Consider the following 16,460-nt stretch of genomic DNA (forward strand, 5'->3'; position numbering starts at 1 on the left):
GAAGTCCGTCCTCGGGGCGGACTCCGTCCGGCGTCGTCACCGGTGTTCCTGCTCGTATCCTCTGTCGTCATCGACAGCCCCGGAGTCCGTGCCCGAAGAGGCAGGAGGACCCGGGAAGTGTTCACCGGAATCGTCGAAGAGCTGGGCGAGGTCACCGCCGTCGAGACCCTCGACGACGCCTGCCGCTTCCGCCTGCGCGGCCCCGTCGTCACCCACGGCGCGAAACACGGCGACTCCATCGCCGTCAACGGCGTGTGCCTCACGGTCGTCGACCACGAGGGCGACGAGTTCACCGCCGACGTCATGGCCGAGACCCTGAACCGCTCCAGCCTCGGTGCCCTCCGGGCCGGCTCCCGGGTCAACCTCGAACGCCCCATGGCCGTGGGCGAACGCCTCGGCGGGCACATCGTGCAGGGCCACGTGGACGGCGCCGGCGAGATCCTGGAGCGCAAGCCGTCCGACAACTGGGAGATCGTGAAGATCTCCCTCCCCGCGGACCTCACCCGGTACGTCGTCGAGAAGGGCTCCATCACCGTCGACGGCATCAGCCTCACCGTCGTCGACGCCGGCCCCGACTACTTCACCGTGAGCCTCATCCCCACCACCCTCGCCCTGACCACGCTCGGCCACAAGCAGCCCGGCGACCCGGTCAACCTCGAGGTGGACGTCATCGCGAAGTACGTCGAGCGGATGCTGGGCGACCGTGCGCAGGGAGCGGCCAGGTGAACGCGCTGAACTCCGAGGCGTTCGTCGTCTTCGGTCAGCACATCCTCTGGTCCGACATGGTCGGCAACCTCTTCGGCCTGGCCGCCCTCGCCCTCGGCTGGCGGCGCTCCATCTGGACCTGGCCCGTGCAGTTCCTCGCCGGACTCATCCTCTTCGGGGCCTTCTTCGGCCATCTGACCGGCAGCGCGGGCAAGCAGGCGGTCGTCATGCTCGTGGCCCTCTACGGCTGGTGGCAGTGGCAGCGCGGCAAGGGGCAGAGCGAGGACGGCCACATCGCCGTACGGTTCGCCACCTGGCGCGAGCGCGCGATGATGGCCGCGGCGGCCGCCGCCGGCACGGTCGCGGTGGCGCTGCTCTTCAAGGCGTACCCGACCCTGTCCTGGGACCCCTGGCCGGACGCCTACATCTTCGTCGGCACCATCGTCGCCATGTACGCCCAGGCGCGCGGCATGGTCGAGTTCTGGTTCGCCTGGCTGCTCGTCGACCTCGTCGGCGTGCCCCTCAACTTCGCCAACGGCTACGCCTTTTCCGGCTTCGTCTACGTCATCTACGGCGCGCTCGTCCTGTGGGGCCTGCGCGACTGGTGGCTGCGCTCCCGCACGGCAGCGCAGCCCGCCCTGGAAGGAGCGCCGGCATGAGCACGGCACCGATCCTGTACGGCACCGACGGTTTCGAGGACCTCGTACTCGACCCGGTCGAACAGGCCATCGCCGACATCGCGGCCGGCCGCCCGATCGTGGTCGTCGACGACGAGGACCGGGAGAACGAGGGCGACCTCGTCATCGCCGCGGAGAAGGCGACTCCCGAGATCGTCGCCTTCATGATGAGCGAGTGCCGCGGCCTGATCTGCGCCCCCATGGAGGGCGAGGAACTGGACCGGCTGAAGCTCCCGCAGATGGTCGAGGACAACACCGAGTCGATGAAGACCGCGTTCACGGTCTCCGTCGACGCCTCCGCCGCACACGGCGTGAGCACCGGCATCTCGGCCGCCGACCGCGCCACCACCCTCCAGCTGCTCGCCGACGGCACCGCGGAGCCCGGCGACTTCGTCCGCCCCGGCCACATCTTCCCGCTGCGCGCCCGGCCCGGCGGGGTCCTGACCCGCAACGGCCACACCGAGGCCGCCGTCGACCTCGCCCGCCTCGCCGGCCTGCGCCCGGCCGGCGCGATCGTCGAGATCGCCGGTGAGGACGGCACGATGCTCCGCCTGCCCGAACTGGTCCCCTTCGCCCGCAAGCACGGCCTGACGATCATCTCCATCGAGGACCTGATCGCCTACCGACGCAGCAGCGAACCCACCGTCCGCCGCGAGGCCAGGACCCAACTTCCCACCGCCCACGGCACCTTCACGGCGTACGGCTACCGCTCCACCGTCGACGGCGTCGAGCACGTCGCGCTCGTGCACGGCGAGATCGGCGACGGCCGGGACGTCCTCGTCCGCGTCCACTCCGAATGCCTCACCGGCGACGTCTTCGGCTCCGCCCGCTGCGACTGCGGCCCCCAGCTGGACGCCTCCCTCGCCCGCATCCAGGCCGAGGGCCGGGGCGTGGTGGTCTACCTGCGCGGACACGAGGGCCGCGGCATCGGCCTGATGTCCAAGCTGCGTGCCTACGAACTCCAGGAGCGCGGCCGCGACACCCTCGACGCCAACCTCGAACTCGGCCTGCCCGCCGACGCCCGCGACTACGCCGCCGGCGCCCAGATCCTCGCCGACCTCGGAGTGCGGAGCGTCCGCCTGCTGACCAACAACCCCGACAAGACCGACGCGCTCGTCCGCCACGGCATCGCGGTCGAGGCCCGTGTGCCGATGCCCGTGAGCGCCGGCGAGCACAACCTCCGCTACCTGCGCACCAAGCGGGACCGGATGGGCCACGACCTGCCCTGGCTGGACACGACCACCGTGCCGGCCTGCGGCAACCAGTAAAGACAGCACAGCGAGAAGGCTCTGAGGAGAGACGTGAGCGGCAAGGGTGCACCGGAACTGTCCGTACGCAATGTGGGTGACCTCCGGGTCGCCGTCATCGCGGCGCAATGGCACGAGAAGGTGATGGACGGTCTGGTCGACGGCGCCCTGCGCGCCCTGCACGACCTGGGCATCGACGAGCCGACCCTGCTCAGGGTCCCCGGCAGCTGGGAACTCCCGGTCGTCGCCAAGGTCCTCGCGGGCCGCGGCTACGACGCCATCGTCGCCCTCGGCGTCGTCATCCGCGGGGGAACGCCCCACTTCGACTATGTGTGCCAGGGCGTGACCCAGGGCCTCACCCAGGTCTCCGTCGACACCGGCGTCCCCGTCGGCTTCGGCGTGCTGACCTGCGACACCGAGGAGCAGGCTTTGGACCGGGCCGGCATCGAGGGCTCGAACGAGGACAAGGGGCACGAGGCGGTGACGGCGGCGGTGGCCACCGCCGCCACCCTCCGCTCAGTATCCGAACCCTGGCGCTGACGAAGGCCACCTGTGACATAGGCTGAGCGTCACCATGTCCAAGAAGACGTTCGAGGAGCTCTTCACCGAGCTCCAGCACAAGGCCGCCCAGGGCGATCCCGCCACTTCCCGCACCGCAGAACTGGTCGAGAAGGGCGTCCACGCCATCGGCAAGAAGGTCGTCGAAGAGGCCGCCGAGGTGTGGATGGCCGCCGAGTACGAGGGCAAGGAAGCGGCAGCCGAGGAGATCTCGCAGCTGCTGTACCACGTCCAGGTGATGATGGTCGCCCGCGGCATCAGCCTCGACGACGTCTACGCCCACCTGTAAGCCGCACCCGTTCCCGTCAGACACCCACGCAAAGGAAGCCGACCTCATGCTGCGCATCGCCGTCCCCAACAAGGGTTCCCTGTCAGGCCCTGCGGCGGAGATGCTGCACGAGGCCGGCTACCAGCAGCGCCGGGAGTCCAAGGAACTGCGGATCGTCGACCCGACGAACGAGGTCGAGTTCTTCTACCTCCGCCCCCGCGACATCGCCCTCTACGTCGCTTCCGGCCAGCTGGACATCGGCCTCACCGGCCGGGACCTGCTGATCGACTCCGGCGCCGACGCCGAGGAGATCCTCCCGCTCGGCTTCGCCCGCTCCACCTTCCGCTACGCCGGCAAGCCCGGCACGATCAGCGGTCTGGCGGACCTGGCGGGCAAGACGGTCGCCACCTCCTACGAGGGCATCGTCGCGGCGCACCTCGCCGAGCACGGCATCGACGCCTCCGTCGTCCACCTCGACGGCGCCGTCGAGACCGCCATCCAGCTCGGCGTCGCCCAGGTCATCGCCGACGTCGTCGAGACCGGCACCTCGCTGCGCAACGCGGGCCTGGAGGTCGTCGGCGAGCCGATCATGAAGTCCGAGGCCGTGGTGATCCGCCGCACCGGCGCGGACGGCGACGACTCCAAGGTGCAGCAGTTCCTGCGCCGCCTCCAGGGCGTCCTGGTCGCCCGGACGTACGTGATGATGGACTACGACTGCCGTGTGGAACAGCTGGAGAAGGCCGTCGCCCTCACCCCCGGCCTGGAGTCGCCGACTGTCTCGCCGCTGCACAACGAGGGCTGGGTCGCCGTCCGCGCGATGGTCCCGGCCAAGGAGGCGCAGCGGATCATGGACGACCTGTACGACATCGGCGCCCGGGCCATCCTGACCACGGCCATCCACGCCTGCCGTCTCTGAGGGGCGTACGCCGATGTCCGATCTGCCCACCCTGCCCGTCACCTTCCGGCCGGGCAGTACCCGCGCGGTGCTGCTCTCCGCCGCCGTCGCGATCCTGGTCGTGATCACGGCCGTCGCGATGCTGCTGAAGCAGCTCAGCCCCGCCGAGCGCCTCAGCTTCGTCCTCACGGCGCTGCTGCTGGACTCCGTGCTGCTCCTGCTGGCGCGGCCCAAGGTCGTCGCCGACGAGGACGGCGTCACCGTGGTCAACCTCACGAACAAGCGCCGGCTGGAGTGGGCCGAGATCCTTCAGGTGACGCTCCGGCCCGGCGACCCCTGGGTGTTCCTCAACCTCAGCGACGGCACCAGCCTGCCCGCGCTCGGCATCCAGCCCGGCGTGGCCAAACAGCGCGCCATCGCCGACGCCCGCGCCCTGCGGGCGCTCGTCGAGGACCGTTCCGTCGCGGACCGCGAGCGGCATCAGAACTGACGCGTGGGAATCCGCACGGCGGTCGCCACTGCCGCACCGGGCCATGTCTTGATTAATCTGTTGGCGGAGGCGCGAAGGACGCGCCTCCGCCCTGCTGCCCCGACCGGTGCGCAGAGGGCTCCTGCTAACCGAGGAGTGACCCCCTCCGGCGATGGACGGATCGTCCTGTAGTACCTGCGCCGCCCCCTGCCGACATAGCGCGGACCCCGCTTCCGGGGTACGCGACCGTGCGGAGGCGGCGGCATCATGAGCACCCCCCTGCTGCTCCTGGCAGCCGCGTTCCTGCTGATTCTCGCCAACGGATTCTTCGTGGCGGCCGAGTTCGGACTGGTGACGGTCGAGCGGCCGGACGCCGAGAAGGCCGCCGCCGAGGGCGACCGGCGCGCCCGCCGCGTGGTGGAATCGCTGAAGGAACTGTCCTTCCAGCTCTCCGGCACCCAGCTCGGCATCACCATCACCTCCCTCGTCGTCGGCATGCTCGCCGAACCGGCGCTGGCCGAGCTGCTGCACGGCCCGTTCACCTCGATCGGCGTCCCCGAGGGAGCCGTCTCCGGCGTCACGGTCGTCGTCGGCATGCTGATGGCCTCCGCCGTGCAGATGGTGATCGGCGAGCTCCTGCCCAAGAACTGGGCGGTGTCCAGACCCCTGCAGGTCGCGCGCTTCGTCGCGGGCCCGCAGCATGTCTTCGCCCGCCTGTTCCGCCCGGTCATCGCCGGTCTCAACGCCGTCGCGAACCGGCTCGTGCGTGCCCTGGGCATCGAACCCGCCGAGGAGCTGGCCTCCGCCCGCACCCCCGGCGAACTCGTCTCCCTGGCCCGCCACTCCGCCCGGGCCGGCGCCCTGGAGCAGGACACGGCCGACCTCTTCGTCCGGACCCTGTCGCTGGGCGAACTGACCGCGCAGCACGTCATGACGCCGCGCGTGAAGGTCAGCGCCCTGCAGTCCTCGGCCACCGCCGAGGACGTCGTCAACCTGACCCGCGCCACCGGCCTGTCCCGCTTCCCCGTCTACCGGGAGAAGATCGACGAGGTCGTCGGCATGGTCCACCTCAAGGACGCCCTGGCCGTGCCCGCGCAGGACCGGCTGCGCACCCCCGTCGGACGCATCGCCCGCCCGGCCCTGCTCGTCCCCGAGACCCTGCCCGTGCGGCCGCTGCTCGGCCGCCTGCGCAGTGAGCAGCCCATCGCGGTCGTCGTCGACGAGTACGGTGGCACCGCCGGTGTCGTCACGCTGGAGGACATCGTCGAGGAGCTCGTCGGCGAGGTCCGCGACGAGCACGACGGGCACGACCTGCCCGAGCTGGCCTCCGCGCCGCCGGAGGACGGCAGGCCCGCCTGGGACGTCGACGGCGGTTGCCGGGTCGACGTCCTGCGGCGCATAGGCCTCGACGTGCCCGAGGGCCCGTACGAGACCGTCGCGGGCCTGATCGCCGACCTGCTGGGCCGGATCCCGGCCGTCGGAGACAAGGCGGAGCTGCCCGGCTGGCGGCTGTCGGTGCGCCAGGTCGGCCACTACCGCGCGGAGCGGGTCCGGCTCGTCCGGACGGCCCCGGTGGTCTCCCTGGTGGAGGCCGTCCGATGAGCGTGCTCCAACTCCTCTTCGCCGCGTTGCTCGTGCTTGCCAACGGCTTCTTCGTCGGTGCCGAGTTCGCGCTCGTCTCCGTCCGCCGCAGCCAGATCGAACCGCTCGGTACCGCCCGCGCCCGCCAGGTCCTGTACGGCCTGGAGCGGCTGCCGCAGATGATGGCGGCGGCCCAGTTCGGCATCACGATCTGCTCCCTGACGCTCGGCGCGGTCGCCGAACCGACGGTGGCACATCTGCTGGAGCCGGTCTTCGAGTGGATCCACCTGCCGCACGGCATGATCCACCCGCTGACCTACGTCATCGCCCTCGCCGCCGTGGTCTTCTTCCACCTCGTCATCGGCGAGATGGTCCCGAAGAACCTGGCGATGGCGGCACCCGAGAAGGCCGCGCTGTGGCTCAGCCCCGGCCTGGTCTGGTTCGCCCGCTTCTGCAAGCCGATCACCGCCGCCCTCGGCGCCTGCTCCCAGGGCATCCTGCGGCTCTTCCACGTCGAGCCCAGGGACGAGGTGGAGGCCGTCTTCACCAGCGAGCAGCTCAACCGGCTGGTGGAGGACGCCGGGCAGGCGGGCCTGCTCGACCCTGAGGAGGCCGAACGCCTGGAAGACGCCCTGGAGCTGGGCTCCCGCCCGGTGACGGACGTCCTGCTGAAGCGCGAGTCCCTGGTGACGGTCAGCCCGTCGGTCACCCCGGGGCGCATCGTCGAGCTCACGGCCCGCACGGGCTACTCCCGGTTCCCGGTCGCGGCGGACACCGGCGTGTTCATGGGCTACCTGCATGTGAAGGACGTCCTGGACCTGGAGGACTCGGACCGGGCCGTGCCGCAGCAGCTGTGGCGTCCCATGGCGACCCTGCGGTCGGAGCTGCCGCTGGACGACGCGCTGACGGTGATGCGGCGTGCGGCGACGCACCTGGCGCAGGTGGCCGACGGGTCGGGCCGGGTGCTCGGGCTGGTCGCGCTGGAGGACGTGCTGGAGCTGCTGGTGGGGGAGGTGCGGGACCCCGCGCACCGGGAGGTCCGCGAGGTGCGGCTGACCGAGCCCAGGAGCAGTGGGGCTTCGGAGGAGGTACTGGCTACCTAGGGTCTGTTGTGAAAGTGGCGTCTGCCGTGCGACGCCCGGCACGCCCTCTCGCCGCACCGGCCGAAAGCCCGAGTACGCCCAGTACGAGGGCTTCCGGACGGCACTCCCCCCAAGCTCTTCGAGCTGGGGGTACCCCCAGAGCACGCACCGGACGCCGCGCGGCCGCCCTTCGGGCGACGACGCCACTTTCGCACAGGCCCTGGCGGCACGGCCCCCGTCGGTGCCTCACGGTCCGGGCGGATCCTGCGGCCCCCGCCCGGACAGCACCTCCCCGTACGCCTGCATCAGGTCCGGCAACCGCAACGTCGCCAGATCCTCCCTGCCGAGCACCCCGGGATACACGGACAACCGCAGATCGCGATACGCGCAGCTCTTCTCGTACAGCGTCCGCAGGAACCGCCCGTTGCCCAGTTCGTCGATCCACCCCTGGTCCACCACGTGCCCGGCGATGGACCGCAGCTCGTCGAGGGCCTCCTCGTCCCACAGGTCCCCGTTCTCCGCCGCGAGCACCTTGCCGATCTCGGTGAGTTCCAGGGGCCGGTAGGAGGGGAAGTCGACGCGGGTGGTGAAACGGGAGGACAGCCCGGGGTTCGCGGCGAGCAGGCGGTCCATGCCCTCCGGGTAGCCGGCCAGGATCACCACGAGATGGTCGCGGTTGTCCTCGGCCCGCTTCAGCAGCACCTGCAGGGCCTCGTCGCCGTACGCGTCCCCCTTGCCGTACCCCGAGTTGGACAGCGCGTACGCCTCGTCGACGAACAGCACGCCCCCGAGGGCGGAGTCGATCAGTTCGTTCGCCTTCACGGCCGTCTGCCCGAGGTACTCGCCGACGAGGTCCGCCCGCTGGGCCTCCACGAGGTGATCGCCGCCGAGCAGGCCGAGGGCATAGAAGACGCGGCCGAGGATGCGGGCCACGGTGGTCTTGCCGGTGCCGGAGGGGCCGGAGAAGACGAAGTGGCGTTTCGGCGGCTGGACCGGAAGGCCCTGCCCGGCCCGCAGCCGGGCCATGTTCAGCTGCGCCGACAACGCCTTGACCTGGCGTTTCACCGGCTCCAGGCCCACCATGCGCTCGAGTTCCGCAAGCGCCTGGTCGAGTAACCCGGGATCGGTGGGCCCGGCGGGCAGCGACGGGGCGGGGCCGGTCCGCTCCCGGACCGCCGCACCGGTCACCGGCGGCAGAGGAGCGGAGACAGGCGGCTCGGGGTCGGGCAGCCGCAGGTCCCGCCCCTCCGTGCCGAAGAGCGGGTCGAATCCGTCCGGCCCGTCCACGGCGTCCTGGCCCGCGCCGGTCAGCGTGATCGCCGCGAGGTCGGCGGAGTCCTCGTACCCGTCGCCCTCGGCGATCGCGGCGAGCCGGGCCGATGTGTCCATGAAGGCCGGGTCGACACGGTGCACCGCCCGGTAGAGAGGCAGCGCGGCGGCGCTGCGGCCGGTGCCCTCGTGCGCCCGGGCCAGCCAGTAGCGCAGCTCCTTGCGCTGGGGCTGCTCGCTGCGGCAGCGCATCAGGGCCGCGGACAGCAGCGGCTCGGCCTGGCCGTACATCTCCAGGCGGACCCGGGCCATACCGCCGAACAGGCCCGCCTCGATGCCGAGCATCGGATCGTCGAGGAGCGGGTCGGTGTGGCGTACGAGCTGCTCCCAGTCCTTGACCAGGTAGGCGCGGCAGGCGTGCAGGAAGCGGACCTGGTGGTCGGTGTCCACCGGCGGCAGCCCGGCGAGCGCCCGGTCCAGCTCGGGGACGTGGCGGCCGTCCAGCCAGTGTGAGGCGTGCGCGAGCAGCAGATCGCGGGGGCTCTCCAGGACGGGCTGCACCCACCAGCCCAGCCAGTACCAGGAGTTGAGGGCGCGGCGGTAGCGGGTGCGCTGCTCCCCGAAGCGCTCCCGGTGGCGGAACATCCTGAGCAGCGCGCTTGTCGTGTCGACGCGCAGCGCGTGCAGCCCGAGCCAGCCGTCGGCCATTCCGGGGTCCATCCTGACGGCGGCGCGGAACTCCTCCTCCGCCTGGGGATAGGCGCCCATGGTGTAGGCATCCACGCCTCGCAGCCAGGCGAGGTCGGCCGGGGCCTGAGGGCCCTGCGTGCCGAAGTCCATCACGTCCCCCACGAACCGTGCCCCCGTCGGTATGCCAACGAGCCGCCCCCCGGCCGACTGCCCTGCCCGAACCGCTGTACCACGGACCGCAGTTGCACCGTGCGCGCAGCAACCGTCCGCAGGTCGCGACGAGGGCATCGTACCTGCGAGGGCGGCGCGCCCGTAGGGTGCCGCACGGGCCGTTGGGTGAGCTCGGAGAGGGAGCGGCGCACGCGCGCATCGTGACCGAGGGTGAGCGGTTCGTGCCGCGCGGCGGCCGGAAATCCGGAAGAAGACAGGACGAAGCCCCCGATCACGGGGGAACAACCGGGGGCTTCGTATCTGTGGGCGGCTCCGAAGGCCGCTCCTTGAGAACGTAAGTCCTGTACGGCCCGCCGGTCAAGCCGAGTTGAAGCACTCAGGCAACTTGCCCGGCGAGGTCCTTCACAAGTTCAGCACACTGCGGGCGGGTCGTCACCGTGTGTGAGGGGATGGTCCGGTCCAACGGTCCCGGCACGCCCCGAAAGCACCTCGTACCCCGCTTCTCGCTGCCGTACCAGAAGGCCGGCGAAGGGCCGCGAGGGATCCTCGGCGAAATGCCGGCGCTCTGCCGGAACCCACCCCTCCCAGAACTCCCGCTGCTCCTCCCCGTCCCGCGAGCGTCCCCGCGCCCAGGCCTCCTCGCACGGCAGCTCCATCCACAGCAGCAGGGCCAGGTGGGGGCGCAGCGCCCGGCGGCCCGCGCCGACGCCCTCCAGGAGGACCACCGGGGCGGGCGGCAGCGGGCGCGGGGGACCGAAGCGGCGCTCTCGCCAGTCGTACGGGGCGTAGTGCGCGGTCCGTCCGTGGGAGAGGGGCTCGATCACCTGGTCCAGCAGGCGTCCGGTCCAGCCGAACAGTTCGTCGTGGCTGGCGATGTCGTCGAGGCGCAGCACCGGCGCGCCGCCCAGTGCCGCGGCCAACTGCTCGGCGAACGTGGTCTTTCCGGAGCCGGCGTGCCCGTCGACGCCGACGAGCCGGACCGAGCCGCAGGAGGGGGAGAGGCGGCGGATCCGGGAGGCCAGCTCACTGACGGCGGACCCCGGTGCGGGGCGGAACGGTGGATTCATCTCGCGCAGCACTCTAACGAGGGCGTCCCCGGCGTCCGTCACTGGTCGACGCCAATATTGGTGGGCGTGGCGCGCGTCGAAGTGCTGGCAGGACACGGCGGGCTGTGCTCCTATGTGGCGCACACACGTGTGTGCCGACCGTGCAACGGACCTGCCCCGCCCCTGCCCGACTCCGACCTCCGGGGGTCCCCGCCATGCGCAGAGCCGAACAGCCGTCCCGCAGAACCGTCCTGGCCGCCGCGGTCGCCGCCGCCGTCACGGCGAGCGCGGGCCCGGCGGCCGCAGACCCCGAGGCCCCAGTGACGACCGACACCGCAGACCCCGCCCGGGCGGTCCCGGCGCCCACCGTCGACAACCGGGCCTGGACGTCGTACGGCGACTGGTGCGGCGGCACCGCCAAGGGCACCCGGGCTGTCGCGGGCGCCCGCCCCGGCGTCGTGATCGCGAAGCCCGCGGGGACCACCGGCTACACGGACCCGCACACCGGCACCACCGCCCGCTGGGAGTACGGCACCTGGACGTCCCCCGCACACCGGCTCGCGGTTCCCGCCACCGAGGCGATCGTCTCCTGGAACGCGCAGACCCCGGCCGGCACCTGGATCCAGGCCGAGATCAAGGGCACCTACACCGACGGTACCGGCACCCCCTGGTTCGTGATGGGCCGCTGGGCCGCCGGTGACCAGGACATCCGGCGCACCTCGGTCGCCGACCAGAGCGACGGCAAGAGCACCGTCTGGACCGACTCCCTGGCCGTCGACGATCCGTCGACGGGCCTGCGGCTGGCCTCGTACCGGCTGCGCCTGACCCTGTACCGCAAGCCCGGCACCAAGGCCACGCCCACCGTGTGGCGGCTCGGCGCGATGGGCTCCGCCGTGCCCGACCGCTTCACCGTCCCGGCCTCCACGCCCGGCCCGGCCGGGGAACTGATCGTCCCGCGGTACTCGCAGGAGATCCACAAAGGCCAGTACCCCGAGTACGACAACGGCGGCGAGGCCTGGTGCAGCCCCACCTCCTCCCAGATGATCATCGAGTACTGGGGCGGCCGGCTCACCCCCGAGCAGCTGGCCTGGGTGGATCCCTCGTACGCCGATCCCCAGGTCTGCCACGCGGCCCGGTTCACCTACGACCATCAGTACGCGGGCTGCGGCAACTGGCCGTTCAACGCCGCCTACGCGGCCACGTTCGAGGATCTCCGGGGCGTGGTCACCCGGCTCGGCTCGCTCACCGACCTGGAGACGCTGATTGCGGCCGGTATCCCGGCCATCACATCCCAGTCCTTCCTGAAGGAGGAGCTGACCGGCGCCGGGTACGGCACCGCCGGGCACCTGATGACGGTCATCGGCTTCACCGCCGACGGCGACGTGATCGCCAACGACCCGGCCTCGGAGAGCAACGAGGCCGTGCGGCGCGTCTACCGGCGGCGCGAGTGGGAGAGCATCTGGCTGCGGACCAAGCGGTACAACGCCTCCGGCAAGGTCGTCTCCGGTACCGGAGGCGTCTGTTACCTGTACTTCCCGGCGCGCCCGACCGCGGCCCAGCGCAAGGCGCTGGCGGCCGTGGGCGTGCGCGTGTGACCAAGCTCTCGGACGCAAAAGCCGCTCACGGTGGCAAGGTGGGCGGAACTTCGGGGGAAGTCCAGTTCGTGTCACCGAATCAGCGAGAAGCCATGACCGCGCACTCTGCCACCGCCAGCCGCGTCCGCACCGGCGGACCCCGGGAAGACGGCCCCAAGATCGTCGAGCACGTCATGGGCTGGACCCTCGTCGTGGTCGTCGCGATGCTCGTGACCCAGCTCGGGCTGCTGTGACCCGGCCCGGGGCACTGTGACCTGACCCACGACCCGGCTCTCCGGCCTGCCATACTGCGGATGTCCCGCCCCGCCCGCTGAGACCAGGGTCGAATTTGAATATCAGCCCCCAGCCTGCCACGCGCCCCCAGGCCCGCGGCACCGAGCGCTCGATGGCGCGCCGTGCCGAACTCATCGCCATCGGGCGGAGGTTGTTCGCCGACACGTCCTACGACGCCCTGTCGATGGACGACATCGCCCGGCAGGCGCACGTCGCCAAGGGGCTGATCTACTACTACTTCCAGTCCAAGCGCGGCTACTACCTGGCCATCATCCAGGACTCCGTCACCGAGCTGGTCACCCTGGCGGCGAGCGGTCTCGAACTCCCTCCGGTCGACCGGGTCCAGCGCACCGTCGACAGCTATCTGCGCTACGCCGAGCACAACCAGGCCGCGTACCGGACGATCGTCAGCGGCGGTGTCGGCTTCGACACCGAGGTGCACGCCATCCGCGACGGGGTGCGCGAGGCGGTCGTCACGACCATCGCCGAGGGCGCGTACGGCCGTGTCGACATCACCCCGCTGGCCCGCGTGGGCCTGCTGGCCTGGGTGTGCAGCGTCGAGGGCGCCACCCTGGAGTGGATCGACCGCCCCGAACTGCCCCGCGCGACCATGTGCGAGCTCCTGGTGAAGACGCTCGGCGGTGCCCTGCGCGCGATCGAGGAGCTGGACTCCGCCCACCCGGCCCCGCAGCCGGCCCGCAGGGGCGCATGAGGAAGGACCTCGAGTCCGCGGCGGCCTCCTGAGCCGAGGTCGCCGCGGTGGCGGACGCGCGCTCATTGGCATAGAACGCGGTGAATCGGTGGAGTGAAACAGTAGGAGGACTAGACCAGTCGGGTCAATGGTCCGTACCGATTCCGCCGCGCCGGGCGCGCCCGGCCATTTCTTGAAGTAAGCGGTCGTTAACTGGTGACGGGATGCCTCCGATCGGGCATACTCACAGCGCACAGCCGCTGGTCAGCAGCTTCCGCGACCCGGGACTGCAAGCATCGGCCAGGCACCAGAACGACCCGGCGGCGCCGCCCCCACCCACGGGCCCGACCGCCAGTGCCCCACAGGGAGGAGAGCGTCGCCATGCCCGACCGCGCCCCGCAGCCGGTGGACCGGCAACTGCCCACGGAGGAGGCCCGGGATCTGATCTCGCTCGTCCGCGACATCGCGCAGCAGGAGATCATCCCGAAGGCGGCCGAGGAGGAGGACGCCGGTCGCTTCCCCCGTGAACTCTTCACCCTGCTCTCACGCTCCGGTCTGCTCGGCCTGCCGTACGACTCCGAGTACGGCGGCGGCGACCAGCCCTACGAGGTCTACCTCCAGGCCCTGGAGGAGCTCGCCGCGGCCCGCCTCACCGTCGGCCTCGGCGTCAGCGTCCACTCCCTGGCCTCCTACGCGCTCGCCGCCTACGGCACCAAGGAGCAGCAGGTCGAGCACCTGCCCGCGATGCTCGGCGGCGGCATGCTCGGCGCCTACTGCCTCTCCGAGCCCCACTCCGGATCGGACGCGGCCGCCCTGCGTACCAGGGCCGTACGGGACGGCGACAGCTGGGTGATCACCGGCACCAAGTCCTGGATCACCCACGGCGGGATCGCCGACTTCTACACGGTCATGGCCCGCACCGGCGAGGAGGGCCCACGTGGGATCACGGCCTTCCTGGTGCCCGGCGACGCGGAGGGCCTGAGCGCCGCTGTGCCCGAGAAGAAGATGGGCATGAAGGGATCGCCCACGGCCCAGGTGCACTTCGACGGCGTCCGGGTGCCGGATGCCCGGCGCATCGGGGAGGAGGGGCAGGGCTTCGCGATCGCCCTGTCGTCCCTGGACTCGGGGCGGCTCGGCATCTCGGCGTGCGCGATCGGCGTGGCGCAGGCGGCACTCGACGAGGCGCTGGCGTACGCGAGCGAGAGGCGCCAGTTCGGCAAGCCGATCGCCGACTTCCAGGGGCTGCGCTTCATGCTCGCCGACATGGCGACGCAGATCGAGGCGGGCCGGGCGCTGTACCTCGCGGCGGCACGGCTGCGGGACGCGGGCCGGCCGTTCGCCCGGCAGGCGGCCATGGCCAAGCTGTTCTGCACGGACGCGGCGATGCGGGTCACCACCGACGCCGTGCAGATCCTCGGCGGCTACGGCTACACCGCCGACTTCCCGGCCGAGCGCTACATGCGCGAGGCCAAGGTGCTGCAGATCGTGGAGGGCACCAACCAGATCCAGCGGATGGTCATCGCCCGCCATCTCGTGGGTCCAGAGGGACGCTGAACTGGTCGAGGCCCCGCCAGGGTGCTGCGAGCCGCATCCACTCCGGGTCGTGCCGGCCGGGCAGGGTGCGGCCCCCCTCGGCCCAGGTCCGCATCAGGTCGCGGTAGATCGGCGGGTCCTGGTAGCGCGGCGGAGCCGGACGAACCGATTCCACGGGCGGCGGGACGTACAGGAGGCGCTGACGCCCGGTCGCTGAGGAGATGGGGGTCATACCAGGGCAACGCGGAGGAGGCCGGACAGGTCACCCGGGCGGACAATCGGGCGTGCGTTCAGAGGCGTCCGGTTCTTCGGGCGCCCCGGTCCGGCGCGCCGCCGGCGCGTCACTGTGGCCCCGGACGCACTGGCCCCGCACCACGGCGGCCTGCGAGAGCCGTGGCGCGGGGTGGCTACGGGAGTACGGCGGCGGGGAAACCCGCGCTCAGGCCGCGCGGCGCATGACCGGCACCCTGATGGGGCGCGAGCCCGGGCCGCCGACGTGCGAGAACGGCTGGGTCCGCCAGTCGAGCCCCTGAGGGAGCGTCAACAGCAGGGCGGTGTCCTGCTCCTGGGGATCCACGGACTCGTCGGCGGTGCGGGCGTCCGCGGCCCTGCGGCCGGTTCCGGCGCAGACCGTGAGTCCGAACGGGTTCCACGGCGAGGCGCACAGCGCGTGCTCCGGCAGCACCTCCTCGTCCGCCAGCAGGGCGATGGGCTGCGCGCAGTCCGGGCAGACCACCCGGAACATCTCGAACGTGTCGTAGGCGTCGAGTTCGTCGTCGTAGGCGTCGGGTTCGACGCCCTCCGGCTCGGGCTCGACGACGAGCTGCTGCCGCTTGGTTGCGGTGCGACCAGGGCGCTTAAGACTCTGCATTGGGTTCTCCCCCTCGGGCTGGGCCGTTCAGGCACTGCGGCCTCGACCACAGCAAGCACTTCCCGTCCCCCCTGGGCGGTAATCACGAGAACATCACGGAGACTGTTCGAGGCCTGTGGCGTTCGTCACATGCCCTGTGCAGGTGCCCACTGCGGCGGATTTGTCCCCCGGACGACTGACCGTCAGCCTCCGGCCACATCACGAACCGGGCATGACCTGGGCTGCTCAGGTATCCGAGGAGATCAGCCGCCCTGTAGGTTCTTGCGCCATGGAGGAGCTGGACCGACAGATCGTGCAGCTGCTCGTCAAGGACGGGCGGATGAGCTACACCGACCTGGGCAAGGCCACGGGGCTGTCCACGTCGGCCGTGCATCAGCGGGTGCGGCGGCTGGAGCAGCGGGGTGTCATCCGCGGGTACGCGGCGGTCGTCGACCCCGAGGCCGTGGGGCTGCCGATGACGGCGTTCATCTCGGTGAAACCGTTCGACCCCAGTGCGCCGGACGACATCGCGGACCGGCTGGCCGGAGTGCCGGAGATCGAGGCGTGCCACAGCGTCGCGGGGGACGAGAACTACATCCTCAAGGTGCGGGTGGCCACGCCGCACGAACTGGAGGAACTGCTGGCCCGGGTGCGGTCGCTGGCGGGAGTGTCGACCCGGACGACCGTCGTGCTGTCCACGCCGTACGAGGCGCGGCCGCCGCGGATCTGATCGTGCGGGTCGTGCGGATCTGACCGTGGGGTGCGGGGGCTGCTCATGGGGGTCGCGCAGGGCTGCTCGTGCGATCGTGCGGGGCTGTCCGCGCGATGGTCCGCGCCCCTGGTTCAGGGCAGGGAAGCGG

General features: G+C 71.4%; 18 protein-coding genes. 14 read left to right on the top strand and 4 right to left on the bottom strand.

Annotation, left to right across the window (positions count from 1 at the left end; genetic code table 11):
- Positions 1-117: 117 nt before the first annotated feature.
- The 9 genes from ACZ5TL_RS14645 (at position 118) to ACZ5TL_RS14685 (ending at position 7,503) form a co-directional block, all read left to right on the top strand.
- Complete coding sequence (locus ACZ5TL_RS14645; protein WP_468589958.1) at positions 118-726, top strand: riboflavin synthase; 609 nt, start codon at positions 118-120, stop codon at positions 724-726.
- Positions 723-1,364, top strand: a complete 642-nt coding sequence (locus ACZ5TL_RS14650; protein WP_468589959.1) for a nicotinamide mononucleotide transporter family protein — start codon at positions 723-725, stop codon at positions 1,362-1,364. Before ACZ5TL_RS14645 ends, ACZ5TL_RS14650 begins: the two co-directional genes overlap by 4 nt.
- A complete protein-coding gene (locus tag ACZ5TL_RS14655; protein WP_468589960.1) occupies positions 1,361-2,650 on the top strand; it encodes a bifunctional 3,4-dihydroxy-2-butanone-4-phosphate synthase/GTP cyclohydrolase II in 1,290 nt (429 codons plus the stop codon). The genes ACZ5TL_RS14650 and ACZ5TL_RS14655 overlap by 4 nt, the downstream gene beginning before the upstream one ends.
- 33 nt (positions 2,651-2,683) lie before the next feature.
- A complete protein-coding gene (ribH, locus tag ACZ5TL_RS14660; RefSeq protein WP_384166577.1) occupies positions 2,684-3,169 on the top strand; it encodes a 6,7-dimethyl-8-ribityllumazine synthase in 486 nt (161 codons plus the stop codon).
- Positions 3,170-3,203: 34 nt separating this feature from the next.
- Positions 3,204-3,476 (top strand): phosphoribosyl-ATP diphosphatase, encoded by a 273-nt coding sequence (locus tag ACZ5TL_RS14665; protein ID WP_003988914.1) that lies wholly within the window; start codon positions 3,204-3,206, stop codon positions 3,474-3,476.
- A gap of 46 nt (positions 3,477-3,522) precedes the next feature.
- Positions 3,523-4,371 carry an ATP phosphoribosyltransferase gene (gene hisG / locus ACZ5TL_RS14670; protein ID WP_468589961.1) on the top strand — a complete coding sequence of 283 codons (849 nt, stop codon included), beginning with the start codon at positions 3,523-3,525 and terminating at the stop codon, positions 4,369-4,371.
- Positions 4,372-4,384: 13 nt separating this feature from the next.
- Positions 4,385-4,840, top strand: coding sequence for a PH domain-containing protein (locus tag ACZ5TL_RS14675; protein WP_468589962.1), 456 nt, complete (start codon positions 4,385-4,387; stop codon positions 4,838-4,840).
- Between the two features lie 246 nt (positions 4,841-5,086).
- Complete coding sequence (locus tag ACZ5TL_RS14680; RefSeq protein WP_468589963.1) at positions 5,087-6,421, top strand: hemolysin family protein; 1,335 nt, start codon at positions 5,087-5,089, stop codon at positions 6,419-6,421.
- On the top strand, positions 6,418-7,503 hold the full coding sequence (locus ACZ5TL_RS14685; RefSeq protein WP_468589964.1) for a hemolysin family protein: 1,086 nt from the start codon (positions 6,418-6,420) through the stop codon (positions 7,501-7,503). The genes ACZ5TL_RS14680 and ACZ5TL_RS14685 overlap by 4 nt, the downstream gene beginning before the upstream one ends.
- Positions 7,504-7,728: 225 nt before the next feature.
- Here ACZ5TL_RS14685 and ACZ5TL_RS14690 read toward each other — a convergent pair whose 3' ends face one another.
- Together ACZ5TL_RS14690 and ACZ5TL_RS14695 are read right to left on the bottom strand one after the other, a co-directional pair.
- Positions 7,729-9,591: an AAA family ATPase gene (locus ACZ5TL_RS14690; protein WP_468590045.1), complete on the bottom strand. Its 1,863-nt coding sequence runs from the start codon at positions 9,589-9,591 to the stop codon at positions 7,729-7,731.
- A gap of 431 nt (positions 9,592-10,022) precedes the next feature.
- Complete coding sequence (locus tag ACZ5TL_RS14695) at positions 10,023-10,679, bottom strand: uridine kinase family protein (RefSeq protein WP_468589965.1); 657 nt, start codon at positions 10,677-10,679, stop codon at positions 10,023-10,025.
- 194 nt (positions 10,680-10,873) lie between these two features.
- On the opposite strand from ACZ5TL_RS14695, the gene ACZ5TL_RS14700 reads away from it, so the two are divergent.
- The 4 genes from ACZ5TL_RS14700 (at position 10,874) to ACZ5TL_RS14715 (ending at position 14,771) form a co-directional block, all read left to right on the top strand.
- Positions 10,874-12,253 (top strand): peptidase C39 family protein, encoded by a 1,380-nt coding sequence (locus tag ACZ5TL_RS14700; RefSeq protein ID WP_468589966.1) that lies wholly within the window; start codon positions 10,874-10,876, stop codon positions 12,251-12,253.
- A 92-nt stretch (positions 12,254-12,345) separates the two neighbouring features.
- The gene (locus ACZ5TL_RS14705) at positions 12,346-12,486 is read left to right on the top strand and encodes an SCO1431 family membrane protein (protein WP_468589967.1); all 141 of its coding nucleotides are present in this window, start codon (positions 12,346-12,348) and stop codon (positions 12,484-12,486) included.
- Positions 12,487-12,581: 95 nt separating this feature from the next.
- The gene (locus tag ACZ5TL_RS14710) at positions 12,582-13,238 is read left to right on the top strand and encodes a TetR/AcrR family transcriptional regulator (protein ID WP_468589968.1); all 657 of its coding nucleotides are present in this window, start codon (positions 12,582-12,584) and stop codon (positions 13,236-13,238) included.
- Between the two features lie 360 nt (positions 13,239-13,598).
- Positions 13,599-14,771 carry an acyl-CoA dehydrogenase family protein gene (locus ACZ5TL_RS14715; protein WP_468589970.1) on the top strand — a complete coding sequence of 391 codons (1,173 nt, stop codon included), beginning with the start codon at positions 13,599-13,601 and terminating at the stop codon, positions 14,769-14,771.
- Here the strand turns inward: ACZ5TL_RS14715 and ACZ5TL_RS14720 are convergent.
- Positions 14,734-14,982, bottom strand: coding sequence for a hypothetical protein (locus tag ACZ5TL_RS14720; protein WP_468589971.1), 249 nt, complete (start codon positions 14,980-14,982; stop codon positions 14,734-14,736). The genes ACZ5TL_RS14715 and ACZ5TL_RS14720 overlap by 38 nt on opposite strands.
- Before the next feature lie 207 nt (positions 14,983-15,189).
- A complete protein-coding gene (locus ACZ5TL_RS14725; protein WP_468589972.1) occupies positions 15,190-15,621 on the bottom strand; it encodes a hypothetical protein in 432 nt (143 codons plus the stop codon).
- 268 nt (positions 15,622-15,889) lie between these two features.
- Here ACZ5TL_RS14725 and ACZ5TL_RS14730 point away from each other — a divergent pair, with 268 nt between their 5' ends.
- Positions 15,890-16,330 (top strand): Lrp/AsnC family transcriptional regulator, encoded by a 441-nt coding sequence (locus ACZ5TL_RS14730; protein ID WP_006136660.1) that lies wholly within the window; start codon positions 15,890-15,892, stop codon positions 16,328-16,330.
- Positions 16,331-16,460: the final 130 nt, after the last annotated feature.

It is taken from the genome of Streptomyces sp. NPDC033136, assembly GCF_055578235.1.